Below are 21,053 nucleotides of genomic sequence, written 5' to 3' on the forward strand. Positions count from 1 at the left end.
CAAAGCCCCTACTCCCTTATTTCTTGTCAGCCGAACGAGCGTGCTTACGCTGGAAATCGGCAATGTTGTCATACTCAGTTTGTAATTGACGAGAAAGTCGAATAAAGATCGGCGCCAATTCTCGGTAAGCCTGAAAGTTTTCTGGATCTGGCTGATAAGTATTGGACTTACCAATGTACTTCGAAATTTCATAAAGGTCATCAATTTGACCAAGTGCTTTCTGGGCGACCACAACAGCAGCCAAAGCCCCAGACTCAAAGGCTTGAGGGACAGTCACTGGCTGCTCAAAAATATCAGCGAACATTTGACGCCAAAGTGGTGAGCGGGCAAAACCACCCGTCGCCTGGATTGATTTCAGAGAACCAACCACTTCTTCCAAAGCCAGTGACACCATGTACACGTTAAAGGTAATGCCTTCAAGAACAGCACGCAGCATGTTGGCACGGGTATGTGAGTGGTTCAACCCAAAGAATGAGCCACGAGCATTGGCATCCCAAATGGGCGCACGTTCTCCACCCAAATATGGGTGGAAAAGCAAACCATCAGAACCAGCCGGAATCTTAGAAGCAATTTCCGTCATCAGGTCATAGGCGTCTTGTCCAAGAAGAGCGGCTGTCGATTTTTCAGCATCAAAGAGGTTGTCACGGGCCCAACGGAAGACATCACCACCGTTGTTCACCGGTCCACCAACCACCCAGTGATCCTTATCCAAGGCATAGGTAAAGGTACGTCCCTTAGGATCAATCACTGGTTTATCCGAAACAACACGAATGGCACCGGAAGTACCGATTGTGATGGCAGCCACACCTGGTTGAACGGCGTCAACCCCAAGGTTTGACAGCGGTCCATCCCCCGCTCCATAAACGAAAGGTACATCGGCAGGCATGCCAATCACCGCTGCCAAATCCTTGCTCATGCCCTTTTCGTATTCATAGGGCGAAACCGTTTCAGGCAACTGTTCCTTCTTAATGCCAGTTACTTCAAGAGCCTGACTATCCCAATCCAAATCAAAGATGTTGAAAAGACCGGTTCCAGAAGCAATCGAAATATCCATCTTGTTTGTACCGAACAAACGGTGGAAAAGATATTCCTTAATACCCAAGTAGTGGGCAGCATTCTTAAAGATTTCTGGCTTTTCGTTTTTCAACCACAAAAGCTTTGATAACGGTGCCATTGGGTGGATAGGCGTTCCAGTCTTCTGGTAAATCTCCATCCCAAGACCGGTAGACTTCAGTTCTTCCGTATAATTAACGGCCCGCGTATCGGCCCAAGTGATGACACGCGTCAATGGCTGCCAATCCTTGTCAAAAGCAATCAGCGAATGCATGGCGGAAGAGAAAGAAACCGCTTGAATGGTATTGCCCTTACTTAATTCAGCCTTACGAACAACAGCTACCAAGGCGTTGGTAAAGGAAACAAAAATTTCTTCCAAATCCTCTTCTGCCATATCGGTCGTATCGCGATATAGCGGATAACCGTAATTTGCTTGAGCGACAACCTGATTCTTGTCGTCAAACAAGACGGCCTTGGTCGACGTTGTCCCAAGGTCAATTCCAATCATATAATTCATGTTCTGTCTCCATTTTTATGAGAGTTATAAGACAAAATACCGAATAAACATTCAACATTGTTACCGCTTACTTTAGCCGGCAAACAAAAAGCCCCCGAGTGGGAGCTTTTAGAATGTTTCTTTGAAAGTTTACTTAGCTGAGTCCATTGCGTGACCACCGAAGCCGTTACGCAAAGCTGAAACAACCTTTCCAGTAAACGTGTCAGCTTGCAATGAACGGTAGCGCATTGCCAATGACAAGTAGATAACTGGTGCTGGAACTTCCAAGTCAAGTGATTCTTCAACCGTCCACTTACCTTCACCAGATGAGTGCATAACGCCAGAAATCTTTGACAACTTAGGATCCTTAGCAAATTGTTCTTCAATCAATTCCATCAACCATGAACGAACAACAGATCCGTTGTTCCAAAGCTTAGCAACTGCTTCGTAATCGTAATCGAATTGTGATGCTTCCAACACTTCGAACCCTTCGGCGATGGCTTCCATCATACCGTATTCGATACCATTGTGGACCATCTTCAAGTAGTGACCTGATCCCAAACGACCAGTGTACAAGTAACCATCCTTTTGAGCGATTGACTTGAACAATGGTTCGATTTCGGCCCAAGCTTCCTTGTTGTCTCCACCAATCATGAAGTTTCCACCGTTACGAGCACCGGCCATACCACCAGACGTACCAGCATCAAACAAGTTGATGCCAGCAGCAGTCGTGCGCTTGTTTTGTTCAAGGTTGTCCTTGTAGTTTGAGTTTCCACCATCAATGATGATGTCGCCCTTGTCCATCTTTTCAATCAAAGTATCGATTGTTGAGTTGGTTGGCTTTCCGGCAGGAACCATTACCCAAACAACCTTTGGTGAAGGCAACTTTGCCAACATTTCATCGAGTGAGTTAACACCTTCAACCTTGTCTGAGTAAGCATCAGCTTCTGCAACAAAGTCCTTGTTCAAATCAAATGCAACAACTTCGTGGCCATTGTCAACGGCGTTCTTAACCAAGTTAAGACCCATCTTTCCAAGACCAATCATGGCAAACTTCATGTGTACTACCTCTTTTTAGTATTTCATTTTTTTACTACAATCCTATTATATGAAAATATTTTTCAGAACACAAGGCATAATTGAAAATAACTTTCATCTCCGGTATAGTAAAGAGAACAAAGGACCAAAACATGCTAGAAAGTAAATCACGGGCCATCTTTGCCCAACTTGGGCAAGAACCCAACAAATACAATCAAACCGAAAAAAAACTCATTCACTACATATTGAAGGAACTAAATCAAGCAGCCCAAGATACCATTCAATCAATGGCTAAAAAGACAGGTGTTTCGACAGCTTCAATTTCGCGCTTCGTTAAAAAAATTGGTTTCGAATCCTATCGCGACTTTTCGGTCGCACTAGCTTCCTACCAACAAAGCAAGCCACCAGTCGACCTTTTCGGTGAAATTACGGATGATGACAACACAAAGGCCATTCGTCAAAAAGTTTTTTCGGGTGCCCAAAACGCCCTAACAATGACGTCGGATGCCCTCTCATCTTCGACTTTGGATAAGGCCTTAGAGTGGCTAATCTCTGCCAAGCGGGTGGGCTTTTTTGGCATTGGTGGTTCGTCTATTGTGGCTTTTAATGCCTACCACAAGTTCTTAAGAACGCCCATTGACGTCATTTCACATCCCGATTATGATATTCAGCTCATGCAAGCGGTCAAACTAACACCGCAAGACACTGCCGTTGTTATCTCACATTCTGGTCGTAACGATGATACGCTCTTTTTAGCGCAAAAACTGAAAGAGCACCACGTACCATTCATCGCCATCACGTCCTTTAGTGATTCACCCCTTGCTAAAATGGCTGACATTGTCCTTCTTTCGCTGGCAGAAGAGGTTAATTATCGTTCCGAATCAATGTCTTCGTTAATCGCCCAACTAACCATTGTCGATACACTCTTCACCCTAACCGGTTCGAAGTTGCCAAAGGCCACTCAAACGGTTGTTGACACAATGCGTGATGTAATCGAAGGAACAAGACGCCATTAAAAATTAAAAGCCAACAAAAAAGAGGATTCTTAAGCGAATCCTCTTTTTTGTAGCTTACTTGTCTTCAGCCTTTTTTTCACGAGCTTCGTGAGATGAAAGCGTAAATTCTGATTGCTTTTCATCGCGAACTTCTTGGCGCTTTGCGTCTTCAACTTCGCGTGCGTCAGCTGCTTCAAATTCGTGTTGCTTTTCCATAAAAATTACCCCTCGTATTCCTTCTTTTCAGCTTCAAAAGCTTCATTGTCATAACGGGCGTCCTTATGCTTAGCATGTTCAACTGCAGCATCTTGGTGTTCATGCTGTTCTTCAGCCTTGTCACGGACTTCCTTTACTTCCGCCTTCTTAAATGATTCGCGGTTTTCCTTTAATCCATCACGTTCAGTTGCCATCATGAACCTCCTTTTTTCTTTACCCACATAATAGCACTCTATAATAAACTTGCAAGAGATTAGAATAAAAATAATTAAAAAAAGATAGGACGCCCTATCTTTTCAAACAATTAATCTTCTTTTTTCACCATCGCGATAGCCTGGTTCATCAACATATCAATGGCCACGTAGTTACCACCACCTTCAGGCACTATGATATCCGCATAGCGCTTTGTGGGTTCCACAAATTGGTTGTGCATCGGCTTGACCGTTGCGGTATATTGTTCAATCACACCTTCAACCGTACGTCCACGCTCATGTGTATCCCGCTGCAAACGACGAATAAAGCGAATGTCATCATCCGTGTCAACATATACCTTGAGATCCATTAAATCACGCACTCGCGCATCGTTAAAGAGCAAAACACCATCAACAATAATGACATCCCCCGGTTCAATGTGTGTGGTTTCTTTTGAACGGGTGTGTGCAGCATAGTCATAAACGGGCGCATCAATTGCTTCTTGATGAATCAACTTTTCCAAATCAGAAACAAATAAGTCCGTTTCAATTGAATCCGGATGATCATAGTTAGTTTTCATCCGCTCTTCCATTGGTTTGTTTGACTGATCCTTATAGTAGACGTCTTGTTGCAATAAAATTGGATTATTATCAGAAAGTCGTGTAATCAACGCCTTTGAAACGGTCGTCTTTCCTGATCCTGAACCACCAGTAATTCCAATTAAAAACGGTTTCTTTGCCACGATAGCCTCCACAATGCTCGCCAGATTTTAAAAAAACTTATTTTTTCTATTTTACGTGATGTTACAAACAAAAGCTAGTAAAAAAGCCGACATTAGTCGACTTCAACGTCTGGATTAACCGCCTTGATGCGGGTTGCCAAAAGATAACCAGAAAGTGGAATCAAAACAAACCAACCAGCCGTCATGTTTAATGACAGACCATAACTGTGCACGTTGTGGAAGAAACCAATAAGGATTCCGGCTAGTAAAATTGAAGAGGCCCCAATTAATTGGCGCATGGTCGTGATAATGGCCGTTCCGTGAGAAATTAAGTGGTTTGGCAAAGCATTCGAAGCGGCCGTTACGGCTGGCATCATAATGAAGGCGTTACCACCTTCAAGCAACATCGCACCAATAATTGCCAGAAGGAGGAACTTTGTTCCAAAGAACGCTAAGAAAAGATACCCTGCAATCATCATTGTTGATCCAATCAACACTAATGGACGCAGCCCAATTTGACCAAGCAAGCGTCCCGTTTTAGGATTCAAAAATGACAAGAAGGCCGCTCCGGGAATCATCAAAAGGCCGGACCACAGTGGCGCAAGCCCAAAGACCTTTTGAAAATAGAGTGGCATAATGACCGTTGCCGTAATCAATCCCGAATAAGACATTCCCGTCAATAACATGGCTGGCAAGTATCCCTGGTGTTCAAAAACACGCAAATCCAAGAACGGATTATCCTGCTTTAACTGACGCCGCACAAAGATTGCTAGCAAAACAATTGAAACGATCAGTGTCACTGCCAAGCTAATTGACCAACCCTTTGTTGGCAAAATAGAAACCGTGTACAAAATACCGGCAAAACCAATCAACAAGAAGGCGGACAAAAAGTCAAAGTCACGCTTGTTTAGTTGATGCGTATTCTTAATTTGTCCCTGCATCAGCGTAATCAACGCCAACAAAACAACGAAGAAAAAGGCAAAGAGCAAGCGCCATGTCCCAAATTGCAAAACAATCCCTGACACAATTGGGCCAACTGCTAGAGCGGACGACATGACCAGCCCAACGGCGCCCATGGCAATTCCGCGTTCTTCCTTCGGCGTGTTTTCCATGATTACCGCCTGGTATGTTGGAAAGAGTGCACCCACGGCCATTCCTTCTAGCAAACGGCCCACAATGACGCCCAAGAAGTTTGGTGTCACCATGGCAATGGCTGTTCCAACTAGGAACGTTGCCACAATAACGTTTAACAAGGCCTTCAAATGTAAATTATCCAATAACCAGGGTGACAGCGGCATGACCAGCGTCATGGCCACCATAAAGGCGGAGGTTACCCACTGAACAGCGGCAGCATCAATACCGAACTGCTTCATCAAAATGGGATAAGCCGTTGTCATTGTCGACTGTGAAATCGACATGGTAAAGGAAATAAAAAGTAACACCAATGAAAATGGTGATAATGTTCGAATGTTTTTCAAAATGCTTTCCTCCCAAAACTTTCTCTAAACAGTTTAATGGAGGATACTACAAAAGGCAATAATTTATTTTCATTCTAAATAAAAGGAACTAATCAAGATTAGTTCCTTTTTGCAGACTTTGTTGATGCGCGGTTCACCATGGTATGTGGCAAAATCACTTGCTTTTGATTGAGTGAATCCTGGTCCATTAACTTGGTTAACAAACGCATCGCAACTGCACCAATATCATACTTTGGCTGGTCAATTGAAGACAGTTCTGGACGGGCCACCATTGTAAAAGTCGTGTTATTGGCCGAAACAATTTCAAAGTCATCCGGCACTTTCACCCCGGCATCTTGCAAACCGTTCAACACCCCAAGAGCCACTTCATCATCGTAGACAATCGCGGCTCGAGCACCACTAGCATGAATTTGGGCAGCCAATGCCTGTCCGTCCTCATAGGAACGGGGTCCTGAAAAAATCAACGATTCATCCACATCTCGACCGACTTTTTCTAATGCCAGTCCATAGCCGGCCCGCCGATAATCCACATCAATCGGCCGATCAGCCGATCCAATGACTAAAGCGATTCGCTCTTGTCCTTCCGACAAAAAGCGATTCGTCACCTCTTCAAAGGCGGCCTGATAATCAATGTTGACGGAAGGCAGGATTCCCTTTTGATCAACGGAGCCCGCCAACACGACGGGCACGTCAGCCATTTTCATGGCCTCTTGTACCTGTTTAGACAGCTGGCTACCCATGTAAATCAACCCGTCAATTTGCTTATCAGCCAAATTACGAATGGCGGTCACGGCTCGTTTGGGATCATCATCAGTGTTGGTGAGCAAAACATCGTATTGGTACATGTTGGCCACGTCATCAATGCCACGAGTCAATTCAGAATAGAATAGATTCGTCATGTCTGGCATGACAACCCCAACCGTGGTCGTTTTCTTAGAAGCCAAGCCACGGGCCACCGCATTTGGTCGATATCCCAACTCTTCAATCGCAGCCCGGACTTTATCACGTGTTGCGGGACGAACATTTTCGGACCCGTTCACGACTCGAGAAACCGTGGCCAAGGAAACCCCAACTGCCGCAGCAACATCATAAATTGTGGCGTTTTTCTTTTCTTCAGCCATTGGAAACCTCTTTTGTAAGCGCTTAATTCTGCCATTTATCATAGCAAAAAAAGCGCTCCCCCGCAAATAACGGGTGAACGCTTTACCTCAACTCTTGCTAGTCATTCATGGTGCTTTTCGGTCACCGAACGATTGTCAAAGGGGTCTTTGGGACGACTTTTGTATTGAAAATAAATAATGGCAATAAAACAAGCGTTCGACAGCAAAAAGAAAAGTGAAGCGCTCACAATGGTCACGGTCACAGAAAAACGGCCGTGGTAGGCGAGCAAAAATAGAAATGGATAGACCAGTAAATTTAGAAAGGCCCAGGCAATTTTTAACCAGGTGTATAACATGACGATTCGTTCTCTTTCTTCTTGGAGTGGTTACTTTCCATCCTGTCGAACCAAAAACAGGCGACCACGACAGCGACCACAGCGGTAGCGCGACACGTTCACCGCTCGAACTCGATCAAAAGGATGACCATTCTCGCAAACATAATGATAGGGCTTGGCAACCTGCCGACGCGCCCCAACATCTGGTGCATAACGGCTGCCGCCAACTCGTTTTAACAAAATCTTGAAATCCTGATCAACATGGCGATAACCCCGCTTTGCTAAATGCAGATGATAATGACAGAGTTCGTGTTTAATCACCTGCTCAAAGTCGTCACGGTCCGCCATCTTTGGATTAAAATCCAGGTGATGATCAGAAAGATGGTAACGACCGCCGGTTGTTTGCAAACGGGCATTAAAAACAGCCTGGTGTTTGAAAGGAAGACCAAAAGCAGAAAGGGACACCTGTTCAACTTGCTTTTGTAAAACCAGCTGTTCGGGAGTCCCTATCCTCTTCATCCAAGGTTTTTGTTGCTTGGTTGATTGGGTAGCTTTCTTCTTTAAAAAGTTACTTACCCTGGTGGTCATAAATATAATCCGTTACTTTATTTAGCGTTGTTAATTCGTCGAGGTCTTCGTCTGGAATTTCAATATCAAATTCGTCTTCCACTTCAACAACGAGTTCCACGACGTCGATTGAATCAGCACCGAGCTTCTTAACAAAGTCGTGGTCGCCCTCGATTGTCTCTCGCGGCACCTCAAATCGTTTGGATACTTCACACGCCAGCTTCTCGTAAATTTGTTCTTTCGATAACGCCATTGCTCTCTCCTCAAGCTAAATCAAATCGAACCTATACTACCACAAAAAAGGCGCTTTGCGGTAGTTATTTTGACGATTTTTTCACTTTCAGTTGTTCAGCATTTTCCTTAATGAAATCGGTTGTTTTTCCAACAAGGTTTTCTTGAACCATCCGCTTAATTTGACCCATTGAATTGGCCACCGCATTCGCTTTAGCAGATCCGTGTGTCTTGACAACCGGCGCCTTAACACCCAAAACAACGGCTCCACCGTTTTCGTTAAAGTCGAGCTTATGCTTCAATGAACGCAGCGCCGGCTTCAAGAGCAATGCCCCCAACATACCGCGGATTCCAGAACCCTTAATGGACTGCTTAAGTTGGTCCATCATGGTCAAAGCCGTTCCCTCGATTGCCTTCAAAGTTGCATTTCCTGAGAAGCCATCTGCCACAACCACGTCGGCCGTGCCATCCATAATTTCGCGGGATTCCACATTTCCTAAGAAATTAAAAGCATCCGTATCCTTCATCAGTTGATGGGCGGCCTTGTGAATCTCATCGCCCTTATCTTCTTCACCCCCGTTGTTCAACAAGCGGACACGGGGATTTTTGATTCCCATAACAGATTCGGCATAAAAGCTACCCAAAATACCATACTGGTAGAGATGCGATGGCTTATTTTCAGCGTTTGCGCCAAGGTCCATGAAGACAAACTCGTCATGACCGCCTCCAAAACATGGAAAGGCAGAGGCCAAAGCTGGACGTTCCACGCCACGAATCCGGCCAATGATAAAGATTGAAGCCGCTAAAATTGCCCCAGTGTTTCCAGCCGAGAAGAAAGCGTCTGCTTGCCCATCTTTAACGGCTTGAGCAGCCCGAACTAAAGAAGAGTTTGGCTTGTTTTTCATGGCCTTCACGGGTTCTTCACCCATCTCGATTTCTTCCGTCGTTCCAATCAAAGTCAAACGGTCCATGTTTTGAATCAAGGGCTTTACCTGATTTTCTGTTCCAAAGAGTAGGAACGTCAAATCATCATAACGATCACGAGCGGCTTCCACCCCTTTCACAATTTCTTCTGGGGCAAAGTCACCGCCCATGGCATCAACTGCAATCTTAATCACGATTATTCTCCTTAAAAAAGCTATTTCTATTTATTAATCAAAGTGCCGATAGGCCGCCATCGTTTCGGAAAGGTGCTCAACCAAGGCTTGGTTATCAACTTCTTTTTCCCAGTCGGGCTGTCGAACGACCTTCAATGCCTCTTCTTGGGCAATGGTCAGCATGGTTAAGTCCTTGATTGGATCCCCGACTTTAAAGTCTGGCATGCCCGACTGCTTCGTCCCCAAAATATCACCAGAACCTCGCAATTCGAGATCCTTTTGGGCTAATTCGAAGCCATCCGTCGTTTCAACGAGTGCTGCCAGTCGTTCCTTTCCGTAATCCGTTTTTGGATCCGCCAGGAGAATCGTATAGGATTGACGTTCTCCACGACCCACACGACCACGCAACTGATGCAGCTGCGCCAGCCCAAAACGGTCAGCATCTAATATTAACATAACTGAGGCATTGGGCACATCCACCCCAACCTCGACAACAGTCGTCGCAACCAGTACCTGCACTTCATTGCGGCTAAAGCCGGCCATCAACGTGTCCTTATCCTCTTTGGGCAGGCGGCCATGTAAGAGGCCAACTGTGTAATCTGGGAGCGCTTCTTGCAGCTCCTGATAAACCGCCGTCACGTTTTGCACGTCCAGACTTTCTGATTCTTCAATTAAGGGGGTCACCACGTAAGCTTGGGCCCCCTTGGCCAATTCAGACTTTAGCAGCGCCATCGCTTGGTCGTGTTGCCGGTTTGAAAGGTGTCGCGTAATAATCGGCTTTCGTCCCGCTGGCAGTTCGTCAATTACCGACACTTCCATTTCCCCATAGGCGGTTATGGCTAACGTTCTCGGAATTGGCGTGGCCGTCATGGCTAAGATATCAGGATTGACGCCCCCCTCACGCAACTTCGCCCGTTGTTTCACACCAAAACGATGTTGTTCATCAATCACGGCTAACCCAAGGTGATGAAAATGAACCCCGTCTTGTACCAAAGCGTGGGTGCCAACCACAATATCAATATCACCAGATTCCAAATCTTCAAGAATTTGTCGTTTTTGGGCAGCTTTCAACCCCGAGGTCAACAGTTCGACACGTAATGGAATACCAGCGGCATCAAAGAGCTTGGCTAAACCCTTGGCATGTTGCTGAGCTAAAATTTCAGTCGGCGCCATAATGGCTCCCTGGTTGCCAGCGGTCACCGCCGCATACATGGCGATAGCTGCCACGACCGTTTTTCCGGAACCAACATCCCCCTGAAGCAAACGATTCATGTGTTGCGGGGCTGCTTGATCGGCCAAAATTTCGTCAACCACCCGTTTTTGTGCGTCCGTTAATTCAAAGGGCAATGCCTTGATGAAGGCCATCACCTTTTCACGGTCATACTGTAGGGCCTCGCCAAGGAAACGTTGGTCTGCTTGTTTAATCAACTGTAAGCGCATTTGGAAAAGGAAGAACTCTTCAAAAGCGGCCGAACGCCGGCCGGCTTTTGATTCGACCTTATCTTTGGGAAAGTGAGCGTATTCGACCTGCTGATTCTTATCAAGGAGGCGGTACTTAGCACGGAGCGTTGCTGGCACAAGATTGGGCATGCTGCCCCGCATTTGTCCCCAGGCCTGCTCCACTAATTCAGCAACGGTCTTTGCCTTAATCCCCTTTGACACCGGATAAATCGGCGCCAAACCATCAGCAGAGGCCGGCACCAATTTTATAGCGGTCAACGAGGCTTTCGCCGCGTTATAGGTACCGTAAATGGCCACTTCCTGACCAACTTCTAGATTTTTGGCGATCCATGGTTGGTTAAAAAAAGTCACCCGGACGTTTTCACGGTCGACGAGAAGGCCAAGAACCGTTTGCGACCGTTTTCCAAAGCGACGAACAATGGCGGGTGTGGAAATGACCCCTTTAAAAGTCACTTTTTCCCCATCCAATGTTTCTGAGGGAAGTCTTTCACCAAGGTCATCATAGCGATATGGATAGTAAGTAAGCAAATCGTTAATAGTAAAAATGCCTAGTTCTTGTAGCGCTTTTTCCCGCTTCGGGCCAACGCCAGATAGGGCACTGACTTTATCAGCTAATGCAATTGACATCGTCGACTCCTCTCATTTCAATAAGCAATATTTTACCACCCCGACAAAATAAAAGAAAAGCACGGTATTATTGGCACAAAAAAAGCAGCCCCAATTGGCGCTACCTTTGTTAGTAATCAAATCTTAGTGGACGTAAATCGTGATAATGGTTAACAGTCCAAAGAAAATTCCTGGCACGTTCGAAATGATGATTGGCCAATCCTTGTAGGTCTTCAACCAACCATAACCCGTCCACAACGTTGCGTTAATCATCGCAACTGCTGGCTGAACTGGGTTCACAGGGTTACCAGAGAAGTTCGAAATAATTTGAGGGATGTATGAAACATACATCAAGATACAAGTTGCTGTCGCTACTTTAGAAAACAGCTTCAACATCTTGATGCGCTTGTCATCAACTTCCTTCTTTTCTTTTGGATCAACATAATTATCAACACGCATTCCCATGAATTATATCTCCTATCCATTATTCGCTCGAATAATTAAAACCATTATAACATACTTGCTAGATTGGCTAATTGAAATACCCGAATTTGTTCAATTCTGATTATGTGTGAAAGGCGAATTCTAAGGCGCCATTACCGTTTATTACAGTTTGAAAAAGCTATATTGTGCAGTTTAAAACATAGTTTCATTAGAAAATCAGTTCTGCTATATACCCTTTCGTGATATCAATCAATTCAAACAAAAAAAGTCGATAAACTATAGTTAGAAAATTTCATCAATAAACCGTATTACCAAATAGCAGTAAATAAATAGGAGGTCATCATGACAGCAAATGATGCAATGCCAATTCCCTCATCCCCTGATTGGGTCACTCAAAAGGAATTTCAAGAATTTAAAACGGAAGTAAAGCAAAATTTCAAACAAATTGATCGACAATTTGTAAGGATTGACCAACAATTTGTACGAATTGACCAACAATTCAAATTAATCGATATTCAGTTCGGAAAGGTCAATAATCGTTTAGATCGTATCGACGACCGACTCGATGTGATGGAAAAGAACTTCGCAGTACATGAAAAAAGTTTCAAGATGATGGAGAAGAATTTCCAAACAATGGAAAAAAACAGTGACTTACGTTTACAATCCCAAAATGAACTGTTAACCGCTCGAATCGAAAGAAGCAACCGGCGACAATGGGCTTGGTACATCGCCACACTAATCGCCATTGCGACTCTAATGGTGACGACACGTTGATGAAGGAGACTATCTTTTGAAAGATAGTCTTTTTTGGTATGTGTATGGCATTTTTTTAAAGTAAAAGGTAACTGATGATAATTTATCAGCTATAAACCACTTCACATCAACATTTCCAAACAAAAAAAGCCATTCTCCAGGAATCCTAGAAAATGGCCGAAAAGGTGGTAACCGGAATCGAACCGGTGATCAGGGTGTTGCAGACCCATGCCTTACCGCTTGGCTATACCACCATGAAGCGTTAAACAACGCTTATGATTATAAAGAAAAATCCAGACTTTTTCAAGCACAAAGCGCTGAATGAGCGATTTGATTCAAGAAAGGCACACTAGCCCAGCTTATTGTCTAGCAAAACCTGTTGCATTTCCTTTTGGATTTCCTCAGGCTTGACCCATTCATCGAAATGGTCGCTTTCAATCGGCAACTGCTCGTAGGTCTTATTGATGTAGTCTTCGACTTTTATTAAGTGAGAAGAACGAGGAACGTTCATCTTCAAAATGCGCACTTCCTTGATAAAGCCGTGGTTGGCAGCGTATTCGGCGCGCGAATTTTCTGTTACGTTACCGAGTTCATAGTAGATTGACCCGTCGTTACGGGTAATTTCTTCAATTAAATTAAAGGTCTGATTCATTTAAGATACCCCTTCCTTCCCGGTGAAAGGCGTGTTCCACCAAGAATATGGCGATGGTAATGGAACAAAGAATCCCAATCATGCCAAGTAGCATGGTTACCACTTCAAAAATCAATAACTTGCCGTTCATGAATTCCGAAAACGAATAGTGTAGTCGGAAAAACCAAACGAGCAGTGGAATGTTGGCACCCAACATTCCGAAGAAAAGCGTGTTAATCGCTGTACCCAAAATTTGCTCGCCAATGACTTTTCCCTGGGCCTGCAGGTTAGCAGCTGAAATGTTAGGCGTTCGCTCCACCACTTCAAACAAATCAGCGGTAACTGCCATGGCCGCCTCGGCAATGGCCCCCAAAGCTGACATGACCATGACAATGATGGCTAGGTTTGAAAAGTCAATACCGACCGACAAGGACAGCCCCTCCAACTCATCCGAGTTTTCGAGCGTATACCCCTGCAAATGACCAAAGTGCTGCGCCAAAAAGGCTAAGATCAGAATAAGCACGAGGACAATCACCGAACTCTGCCAGGTGATTTGCAAAACACGTGGCCGTCCAGCCGACAGATAAATGGCCACGGATAGAATCAAAATGGCCATAATTGGAAGCACAACGAGTGGCGTAAATCCCCAGTTAACCAAGGTAATGAGGATGAAAATCAGGATACAGTTTAAGAAAAGACCAAAAAAAGTCATCAGTCCTTGCTTACCACCAACAAACAGGAGCGATAACAGAAGCAAAATAATCAGTAAGAGAATGGCATTCATGAGTTGATGGCCCCCTTCTTTGTCAACAAAGTGGCCGTGATGAACGCGGTTACCGGCACCGCCCAGACAATGCCCAGGGCGGAAACAACCGTTTGCAGGATCCCTAGGTTCATGGTCTGATCCAAAATATAGGACCAGTTATTCCCATTTCGTAGCATTAAAATAACCATCGGCACCGTTTCGGCAATAAAAATCATGAACAAAACGTTGGTTAAAGTTCCTAAAATTTCACGACCAATTGAACGGCCAGCCTGCCAGTAATCCGCAAAAGTCCGTTCAGAAGATTCTCGTTTCAGCCCAAAGAGGCCGGCCACAATATCCCCTGATTCATCCATGACCGCCCCCAACACACCAATCAGTGCCTGCGCATAAAAGACGGGTTGTGGTATCTGAGTAACGTAAGACATGGTTTCAAAGTGAATCCCCTTGGCGCCCGTCACGGCAATCACAGCGGCCATGGCAAGCACAGCCAAAAGGGTGGCCAGACAGGTTGCTAACCAGGTAATCCACGCCTGTAGTCCCCAACCCAAGACAAAGTAAAGCGCTAAGGCCGAAAGAAGGAGGGCCAACACGACAAAGACTGGTAAAACTGGCAACGAACGGGACGTGGCATCCCATAAAATGGTGGCCAAAAAGAGACCAGCGTTGACCACGATTGAAAGCGCTAAGAAGGAAAACTTCCGCCGACTCATGGCTAAATAAAGGCCGGCAAATAGCAAGCCCAGCAGAGCAAACAAAACATTGTCTCGTTTTGCCATATCAATCTGATAACCATCATCCGATTTGGTTAACAGTATTTGGTCACCCTTTTGGTAGCGAATCGTTTCGGCCTGAGAGGACAAGTAGGAATTTTTGATGACTTTTTCCTTGTCTTTTCGGTTCAACAACTTCACCCGCAGCTGCTGATCAACCGATTCGTCTTGATTCCCGTGCTCATCCGTTGTTGATTCCGACGAAAGTGTCTTCACCGCTGTTACCTGACCAACAGGCTGTTGGTATAAAACGCTGTCGAAACGGCCAAAAAAATAACCAAGTGCCGTGATGACAATTACGAAAAGTATTTTTTGCCAATTTTGTTTCATTACAAACCTTCTTTGCTAGCAAAAAAGTCGAAACGGCTTTTTACTGATTTAACCGACGGTTCCGGCCAGCCATGGCCACTGGACTTGACAGATACAACACTCGTTGCATCAAGCGGGCGGCTTTCCCAGGCTCCTGCCCTTCACGTGTTTGCGCCAGATACTTTTCAAGCGAATCCAAATCAAAATTCGAAGTAAAGCAGGTTGTTAACTCATGTTGCATCCGGTATTCCAGAATCACACCCAGAACCGAGTCCCTCGACCAAGCCGAAAGCGTGTCAGCACCCAAGTCATCCAGAATCAAAACAGGCGCCTTCTTGGCTTCATCAATCAGGGACAAAACGGACTGATCGCCATTTTGACCGAAAGATTCCTTCAAACGTTCAATCAACGAGGCCCAGTGAACCATCATCACCCCAATCCCATTATAGGCTAGGGCATTGGCTAAGGCGCCCATCAAATAGGTTTTTCCAACCCCAAAATCACCCGACAAATAAACACCCGGAACGAAATCCTGACTGTCTGTATCGCGCTGATTAACCAAAGCGGAAAAAGTCGCCACAACGGCCGCCACCGCAGGCGCACGCCCTTCATCCTGACCAACCTCTTCAACGATTTGGTTCAAATCGGCTTTGGCGACCGACTTTGGCACCGCAATGGCTCGCAGTAATTCAGCCTGTCGCAGCCGCTTTTTTGTGGCTTCCGTTGGTTCATAGGTGACGTGTGGGTAGCCCTTTTCCAACACAAGCGTTGGTCGGTACCCAGGATAGAGTGTCGCTTTACCTTCCGCTCCCCGTTTCTTTTCCCGAACATACTCAAACAAATCCATCATGGAAATTTCGAGTGCGTCTTTTTTCAGATAATCCTGATTTTCCCGCCAAAAAGCCTGGACATCCGCATCGCCCAAAACGGCCTCTTCAACACTCAGCCCCTTACCGACTGCTGGTGCGGGATATTTCTTTTGAAACTCTTTCAAGACGCTTGCTAAATCACGCATGGCTTAATCCTTTGTCTTATAGTTTTTCATCAAATCTAGGGCCTGCTTAACGGCAGCCTGATCCACCTGCTGCTTCTTAGCAGCTTCGTTTGACGTAAAAGTCGGTTCCTGTTTATTGGCTGAACGAGACCAAGTCGATGTCCTGCCCGTTGCCTTCTGTCGGCTCTTATCCTTGTGCGCCTTAATTGCTGCCACGGCATCTTCAGCCGTTCTCACACCGGCCTTCGCCCAGGAATTGGCAATGGCATCGACTAAGTTTCGTTTCAAGTCCGACTGGTCCATGTTCACCAAAACCTGGTAAGTGAGCAGGTTAATGGCTGGCACCGGTAAAATCCGCTTTTCCAACAAGTCGTTTAAAATTCGCCGTTCATTTTGAGTAACATAGCCGGCGTTTTGTTCCTTAATTTGACTAATAAAGTCAATTGGCGACAGGTTATTGGCCGCTTGGTAAAGCGCATCTAAAGCCCGGTTCCCCGTCTTGGCTGTTGGCTCCTCACTGGCGACGGTTTTTGCGGTTACCGAACGCTCAGCCCCCTGATCGGCCAACTGCTGTTTCTGCTTCCGGTTTGACCAAGTACTAGCCAAGTAGGCAAGAAAGGCTTGCTTATTGACCTCGTGGTCATCCAAGTTAATGGAACGGGTCAGCGCTGTCGCCATTTCCGCCTCATTCAAGCCATAGAGCACCTGCTGCGTTAAAATCAGTTCCCGCACCTTTTGGACTTTTCCCGTGGTCGTTCCGTGCACCAAAGCAGCCATCCCCTCAAAATCAAAGGACACCTGGTCAAAGTCAGCTTTTGGAGCAGCAGTCTTAGCATCCTCAATGGCCACATTCGGCTTATGCTGTGTATCTGGCAAATCAAAAATTGATAGGAACGAAGCCGAAAGTTCTTTTTGCTGCTGCAATGGTGCACCGCGCTTTGCCTGATAGCGCTTGGCTAATACCAAAAAACGTTCCTCGCCAACATAATGGAAAAGCAATCCGGACAAAAGATCTTCGTTAAAGAAAGCTTCCGCCGTCATTGGTCGCTGCAAAACATAGCGCAGTTGTGGCTGTCCCATTCGTTCCCCAGCATAGGTCTTCAAGAGCGATAAGGCTTCCAAAGCCTGCCTTGCTCGAATAAATTCTGGCGAAGACAGGGCCAACGAATCTAACAAGAGATAGTGATTTTTGAACGCCGTCTGCCCTCGCTGGTCTTTCTGTTCTTCGTACAAAAATTGGTAAAGGGCGTACGCCTTAGGACCCAAAAATGGGAGGTAAAGATTAAAGAGCAAAGTCACATCATCGTCACTGATTTGGCTTGCTTGCTCAATCAAAAAGGGCGTTGCCGCCTGAAAATCAGTAAGCACTTGTTTGACCATTTACTCCTCCTTTAGCCTGTTTAAATAATCAGCAACCTTTTGTTGCAGTTCCTCAGCACTTCCGTCGTTTTCAATCACAACATCGGCCTTGGCTACTTTTTTCGCCACTGGCATCTGGGCCTTGATTCGTGACTGGGCCGCCCATTCATCCAAATGGTCACGGGCCATCAAACGGTCCAACTGTTGTCGTTCACTAGTGGCAACCACCACGACTTGGTCGAACCACCCCGTATCTTCATAGTGCTGTTCAAAAAAAAGTGGAATCGCACAAAAGACAACCGTCTTCCCCTTCATTCTGAAAAAGGAAAGTTGTTCTTGAATTCGAGAACGAATTTCTGGGGCGGTGAGTGCTGTCAATGACTTTAATAAAGTGGGATTCGAAAAGACGCGTTCACCTAAAGCATGGCGATCCAGAACCCCGTTTTTGATGATGCTTTGACCAAAGCGCTCCTTGACCTGTTCCAAGGTGTGGGTTCCAGGTTCGAGCACCTGGCGGGCCAACACATCCGCATCAACAACCGGATAGCCAGCTCGTTGAATCGTCTTAGTGACTTCTGTTTTTCCAGAGGCAATGCCTCCTGTAATGGCAATGACTAACATTTACTTTGTTTCCTCAATGGCATGTGCAAAAACTTGAGTCGAATAAACGACGCGACAAACATTCAAATACGGTGTTACCCAAAAACAGGCCAATCCCCAGGTAACGATGGTCAAACAGTGCCAACCAACGAACGAAAGTTCCAAAAGGAAGAGCTCGCGCTTACGACCATTCATCACCCGCTTGGAAATGGTAATGTAATCTGTTAATGACCGCTGTTGTTTCTTAAAAAGCAGGTCCATTTTATAGGCATAGTAGGTCTGTGAGTAAGAAAAGACTTTGATAAAAACGGGAAAGAGTAACAGGGACCAAAAGAACAGTAAAATTTTTTGAACAAAGGCCAAGAGAAAAGAAGTCAACACCTGTTGGGGACGAAACCCTTGTAAGGCCTTCGACCAACCAATCGTCACATCTGGTTTCTGAAAGGTATCGATGATCGCCCACTTGGCAGACCAAGTAAACAACAGCGCCAAGGCCGAGAAAAAGGTGCGCAGAAGGTACCAATCACCGGTTGACTGATCGACCGCCAAGCGGTAGCCAAAAACGGCCAGCCCAATCGTCAACAAAAGTAGCAAATTCTGCACCATTTGCATTAAAATAACGGGCCAAGTCGCCTTGATTTCGTTTTTGAAATGTTCTTTTAATTGTTTTTTAGCCGTCAGCTTGACACGGCGACTAGAGATAGCTGCTAATTCTGTCATAATTCCTTTGATTATTGTTTAATTTGGCACTGAGGACAGAACGTAGTGCCCCGTTGCCCGACTTTGGTTTTTTGCAAAGTCGTTCCACAGCGAAGACAAGGTAGTTTTGCCCGACCGTATACCTGTAGTTCATTTTGAAAATGGCCAGTTTCACCAAAAATATTTGAAAATGAGTGAACCGTTGTCCCGTGATGGGCAGTGGCTCGGTTAATTTCTTTGATGATGTTTTGGCGTAGCTCGGCCAGTTGTTCATCACTCAACTTATCGGTCGTGGTTTCCGGATGTATCTTGGTCATCCAGAGAACTTCATCAGCGTAGATGTTTCCCAAACCAGCAATCTTTGACTGATCCAACAAGAATGACTTCACGACCCGATGACTTTTGTGGAAGATTTCCTTCATGTAGTCAAGCGTTAGGTCTTCTTCGGTCGGTTCCGGTCCCAGGTCTTTCAATCCAGAAACCGTCGCCAATTCCTCCCCCGTTTTGACCAAAGTCATTCGACCAAAGCGTCGAGTGTCATTATAAAACAACTGCCGGTCATCTTCTAAGTGAAAAACCGTCTCCGTGTGCTTGTGAAGAGCGGCTCCCTCAGGTTCAACCGAATACTGCCCTTCCATTCGGAGGTGTGAAACCATGGTTTCATTCGTTGAAAAGCGGAAGAGGAGGTATTTACCACGGCGATCGATACGTTCGATCGTTGCGCCCACCAAGTCATGTTTAAAAGCAGTCAAATCGGATGTAACGACCTTCGGATAAGGCACATCAACTTGACGAACAATGGCACCCTTTACTAAATTCGTTAGTCCACGACGGACCGTTTCTACTTCGGGCAGTTCAGGCATCTCTCTTCCTCCATCTTTTTCCCATGCTAAAAAGGAACAAAAACCAACTTATCAATATCGAAACACAATTATCCTAAAACCTAATTTTACCACAAAAAAAGAACAGCTAAGAACGTCTAGCTGTTCAGCATGATGGCTGCTCGTCTATTCCATTCCATGCTCGCCTCGCATATAAAGAGCGTGTGACAAAAGAGCATATTTATAAAATACCGTATCGTTTTTCCAAGGCTTGCGTTAGGATTTCAGATACATTATCACCGTTTTGCTTAGCAAGGATTCCTAAATAACTTGGAACAGTCACGTTTTTTCTCACTGTCTTCGAAACGGCTTTTAAATAATCCAACAAAGAAACGTTCACCATCTGAACAAAACCCTCCTCTGGATGAAGATCGTCAAATTTCGTCGGACTAGGAACCTCTAAAGTACTCGACAGTGCCAATTCAATCGCCTCTTTAAGATTTTTCAACACTTCCTCGACTGAATCACCGGTTGTGAAAGCGCTGGGAATGTCAGGAACGTTGGCCCAGTATTGCCCATCTTCCTCATGAATGATAACCGGATAGGTTTCATTAAATTTAATTTTCTCTGTCATAGTTTTATCCTCTTAGGAGCAAGCCTTATATCGATATCTTCTATGTACATTCATCTTCAAGACAGGCCTGCTTGTTTTAATATCGCGCGTTCTAATCCCTTTGGAAGTTCTTTGGCATGCATGGGCACCTCTGTATAATGGCTTCCCTTCTGCAACATGACATGGGAGCCTTTATACCCAATTACCTGAAACCCTTCTCTTTTCAACCTTTTAATCATCATTCTAGGTTTGACAGTCAAATTAAGCTCCTTCTTGACTATTAATTATTATACACACTATATAAGTATACTCAACTCGTAATTTATCCACTCAACAAATAATACGAATCAATCAGGATAAAATAAAAAAACTTAATCTAATGACCAAGTTTTTTCCATTCATTAAATGCTGCTCGATAACCTTCCATAAAGTCAGTTACTTCATTCAATCGGCCATTCAACAATTCATTAAATAAGAACAGCAATCGATAGGAATGCCAATGACGGACTTTTCCATGCTGACAATCATAATAAAATTGTCGAACCCCTCGATCGTAATCCGAAACATTATCCTGACTGTTTTCCTGCCCATTAACTCGTTGATTAGGATGGTAAGAATAATCGCGAGAATAATTACCGTTTTCATAATTCTTTTTGACATAATCGTGCAACGATTGTGTCTTGCTTTCTGTTTCTTTCAAACTTTTCT

The 21,053-nt window shown here is 45.1% G+C and carries 26 protein-coding genes and 1 tRNA gene; 2 read left to right on the top strand and 25 right to left on the bottom strand.

The window, feature by feature from the left end:
- Positions 1-16: 16 nt before the first annotated feature.
- Together gntK and gnd are read right to left on the bottom strand one after the other, a co-directional pair.
- Positions 17-1,570 carry a gluconokinase gene (gene gntK / locus ACSYSL_RS03435; protein WP_010017760.1) on the bottom strand — a complete coding sequence of 518 codons (1,554 nt, stop codon included), beginning with the start codon at positions 1,568-1,570 and terminating at the stop codon, positions 17-19.
- Between the two features lie 129 nt (positions 1,571-1,699).
- Positions 1,700-2,608, bottom strand: coding sequence for a phosphogluconate dehydrogenase (NAD(+)-dependent, decarboxylating) (gnd, locus tag ACSYSL_RS03440; protein ID WP_010017759.1), 909 nt, complete (start codon positions 2,606-2,608; stop codon positions 1,700-1,702).
- A gap of 131 nt (positions 2,609-2,739) precedes the next feature.
- Between gnd and ACSYSL_RS03445 the strand changes: the two genes are divergently transcribed.
- Entirely contained in the window at positions 2,740-3,603 is an 864-nt protein-coding gene (locus tag ACSYSL_RS03445; RefSeq protein ID WP_010017758.1) for a MurR/RpiR family transcriptional regulator, read from the top strand.
- A gap of 54 nt (positions 3,604-3,657) precedes the next feature.
- Here ACSYSL_RS03445 and ACSYSL_RS03450 read toward each other — a convergent pair whose 3' ends face one another.
- The 11 genes from ACSYSL_RS03450 to ACSYSL_RS03500 all read right to left on the bottom strand — a co-directional run bounded on the left by ACSYSL_RS03450 (position 3,658) and on the right by ACSYSL_RS03500 (position 12,045).
- Positions 3,658-3,798: a hypothetical protein gene (locus ACSYSL_RS03450; RefSeq protein ID WP_010017756.1), complete on the bottom strand. Its 141-nt coding sequence runs from the start codon at positions 3,796-3,798 to the stop codon at positions 3,658-3,660.
- A 5-nt stretch (positions 3,799-3,803) separates the two neighbouring features.
- Positions 3,804-3,992: a hypothetical protein gene (locus tag ACSYSL_RS03455; RefSeq protein ID WP_010017754.1), complete on the bottom strand. Its 189-nt coding sequence runs from the start codon at positions 3,990-3,992 to the stop codon at positions 3,804-3,806.
- Between the two features lie 110 nt (positions 3,993-4,102).
- A complete protein-coding gene (udk, locus tag ACSYSL_RS03460) occupies positions 4,103-4,732 on the bottom strand; it encodes a uridine kinase (RefSeq protein WP_010017753.1) in 630 nt (209 codons plus the stop codon).
- A gap of 92 nt (positions 4,733-4,824) precedes the next feature.
- Entirely contained in the window at positions 4,825-6,192 is a 1,368-nt protein-coding gene (locus ACSYSL_RS03465) for an MFS transporter (protein WP_029489965.1), read from the bottom strand.
- Positions 6,193-6,287: 95 nt separating this feature from the next.
- Positions 6,288-7,310 carry a substrate-binding domain-containing protein gene (locus ACSYSL_RS03470; protein ID WP_491708355.1) on the bottom strand — a complete coding sequence of 341 codons (1,023 nt, stop codon included), beginning with the start codon at positions 7,308-7,310 and terminating at the stop codon, positions 6,288-6,290.
- Between the two features lie 101 nt (positions 7,311-7,411).
- Positions 7,412-7,645, bottom strand: a complete 234-nt coding sequence (locus ACSYSL_RS03475; protein ID WP_010017750.1) for a hypothetical protein — start codon at positions 7,643-7,645, stop codon at positions 7,412-7,414.
- Positions 7,646-7,675: 30 nt separating this feature from the next.
- Positions 7,676-8,143 (bottom strand): SprT family protein, encoded by a 468-nt coding sequence (locus ACSYSL_RS03480; protein WP_491708356.1) that lies wholly within the window; start codon positions 8,141-8,143, stop codon positions 7,676-7,678.
- A gap of 49 nt (positions 8,144-8,192) precedes the next feature.
- Entirely contained in the window at positions 8,193-8,444 is a 252-nt protein-coding gene (acpP, locus tag ACSYSL_RS03485; protein WP_010017748.1) for an acyl carrier protein, read from the bottom strand.
- 64 nt (positions 8,445-8,508) lie between these two features.
- Complete coding sequence (plsX, locus tag ACSYSL_RS03490; RefSeq protein ID WP_029489963.1) at positions 8,509-9,537, bottom strand: phosphate acyltransferase PlsX; 1,029 nt, start codon at positions 9,535-9,537, stop codon at positions 8,509-8,511.
- A 36-nt stretch (positions 9,538-9,573) separates the two neighbouring features.
- Positions 9,574-11,607 carry an ATP-dependent DNA helicase RecG gene (gene recG / locus ACSYSL_RS03495; RefSeq protein ID WP_491708357.1) on the bottom strand — a complete coding sequence of 678 codons (2,034 nt, stop codon included), beginning with the start codon at positions 11,605-11,607 and terminating at the stop codon, positions 9,574-9,576.
- A gap of 123 nt (positions 11,608-11,730) precedes the next feature.
- On the bottom strand, positions 11,731-12,045 hold the full coding sequence (locus ACSYSL_RS03500; protein ID WP_029489962.1) for a SemiSWEET family transporter: 315 nt from the start codon (positions 12,043-12,045) through the stop codon (positions 11,731-11,733).
- 327 nt (positions 12,046-12,372) lie between these two features.
- Between ACSYSL_RS03500 and ACSYSL_RS03505 the strand changes: the two genes are divergently transcribed.
- A complete protein-coding gene (locus ACSYSL_RS03505) occupies positions 12,373-12,804 on the top strand; it encodes a DUF16 domain-containing protein (protein ID WP_187753459.1) in 432 nt (143 codons plus the stop codon).
- 162 nt (positions 12,805-12,966) lie between these two features.
- Here the strand turns inward: ACSYSL_RS03505 and ACSYSL_RS03510 are convergent.
- The 12 genes from ACSYSL_RS03510 to ACSYSL_RS03565 form a co-directional block, all read right to left on the bottom strand.
- Positions 12,967-13,037: transfer RNA gene (locus ACSYSL_RS03510), tRNA-Cys, on the bottom strand.
- 95 nt (positions 13,038-13,132) lie between these two features.
- A complete protein-coding gene (locus ACSYSL_RS03515; protein WP_010690788.1) occupies positions 13,133-13,435 on the bottom strand; it encodes a hypothetical protein in 303 nt (100 codons plus the stop codon).
- The gene (locus tag ACSYSL_RS03520) at positions 13,419-14,198 is read right to left on the bottom strand and encodes a YibE/F family protein (protein WP_187753460.1); all 780 of its coding nucleotides are present in this window, start codon (positions 14,196-14,198) and stop codon (positions 13,419-13,421) included. Before ACSYSL_RS03520 ends, ACSYSL_RS03515 begins: the two co-directional genes overlap by 17 nt.
- Positions 14,195-15,280, bottom strand: a complete 1,086-nt coding sequence (locus ACSYSL_RS03525; protein WP_491708358.1) for a YibE/F family protein — start codon at positions 15,278-15,280, stop codon at positions 14,195-14,197. Before ACSYSL_RS03525 ends, ACSYSL_RS03520 begins: the two co-directional genes overlap by 4 nt.
- 40 nt (positions 15,281-15,320) lie before the next feature.
- A complete protein-coding gene (dnaI, locus tag ACSYSL_RS03530) occupies positions 15,321-16,274 on the bottom strand; it encodes a primosomal protein DnaI (RefSeq protein ID WP_491708359.1) in 954 nt (317 codons plus the stop codon).
- 3 nt (positions 16,275-16,277) lie between these two features.
- Positions 16,278-17,633 carry a DnaD domain protein gene (locus ACSYSL_RS03535; protein ID WP_491708360.1) on the bottom strand — a complete coding sequence of 452 codons (1,356 nt, stop codon included), beginning with the start codon at positions 17,631-17,633 and terminating at the stop codon, positions 16,278-16,280.
- Positions 17,634-18,233, bottom strand: a complete 600-nt coding sequence (gene coaE / locus ACSYSL_RS03540; protein WP_491708361.1) for a dephospho-CoA kinase — start codon at positions 18,231-18,233, stop codon at positions 17,634-17,636. It lies immediately after the preceding gene.
- Positions 18,234-18,932: a DUF975 family protein gene (locus ACSYSL_RS03545; RefSeq protein ID WP_491708362.1), complete on the bottom strand. Its 699-nt coding sequence runs from the start codon at positions 18,930-18,932 to the stop codon at positions 18,234-18,236. It lies immediately after the preceding gene.
- 11 nt (positions 18,933-18,943) lie between these two features.
- The gene (mutM, locus tag ACSYSL_RS03550; RefSeq protein ID WP_491708363.1) at positions 18,944-19,774 is read right to left on the bottom strand and encodes a bifunctional DNA-formamidopyrimidine glycosylase/DNA-(apurinic or apyrimidinic site) lyase; all 831 of its coding nucleotides are present in this window, start codon (positions 19,772-19,774) and stop codon (positions 18,944-18,946) included.
- Positions 19,775-19,973: 199 nt separating this feature from the next.
- Entirely contained in the window at positions 19,974-20,366 is a 393-nt protein-coding gene (locus ACSYSL_RS03555; RefSeq protein WP_491708364.1) for a type II toxin-antitoxin system HicB family antitoxin, read from the bottom strand.
- A 56-nt stretch (positions 20,367-20,422) separates the two neighbouring features.
- Positions 20,423-20,587, bottom strand: a complete 165-nt coding sequence (locus ACSYSL_RS03560; RefSeq protein ID WP_491708365.1) for a type II toxin-antitoxin system HicA family toxin — start codon at positions 20,585-20,587, stop codon at positions 20,423-20,425.
- Between the two features lie 134 nt (positions 20,588-20,721).
- The gene (locus ACSYSL_RS03565; RefSeq protein WP_491708366.1) at positions 20,722-21,045 is read right to left on the bottom strand and encodes a hypothetical protein; all 324 of its coding nucleotides are present in this window, start codon (positions 21,043-21,045) and stop codon (positions 20,722-20,724) included.
- Positions 21,046-21,053 lie beyond the last annotated feature (8 nt).

This window comes from Fructobacillus sp. ESL1129 (genome assembly GCF_058507945.1).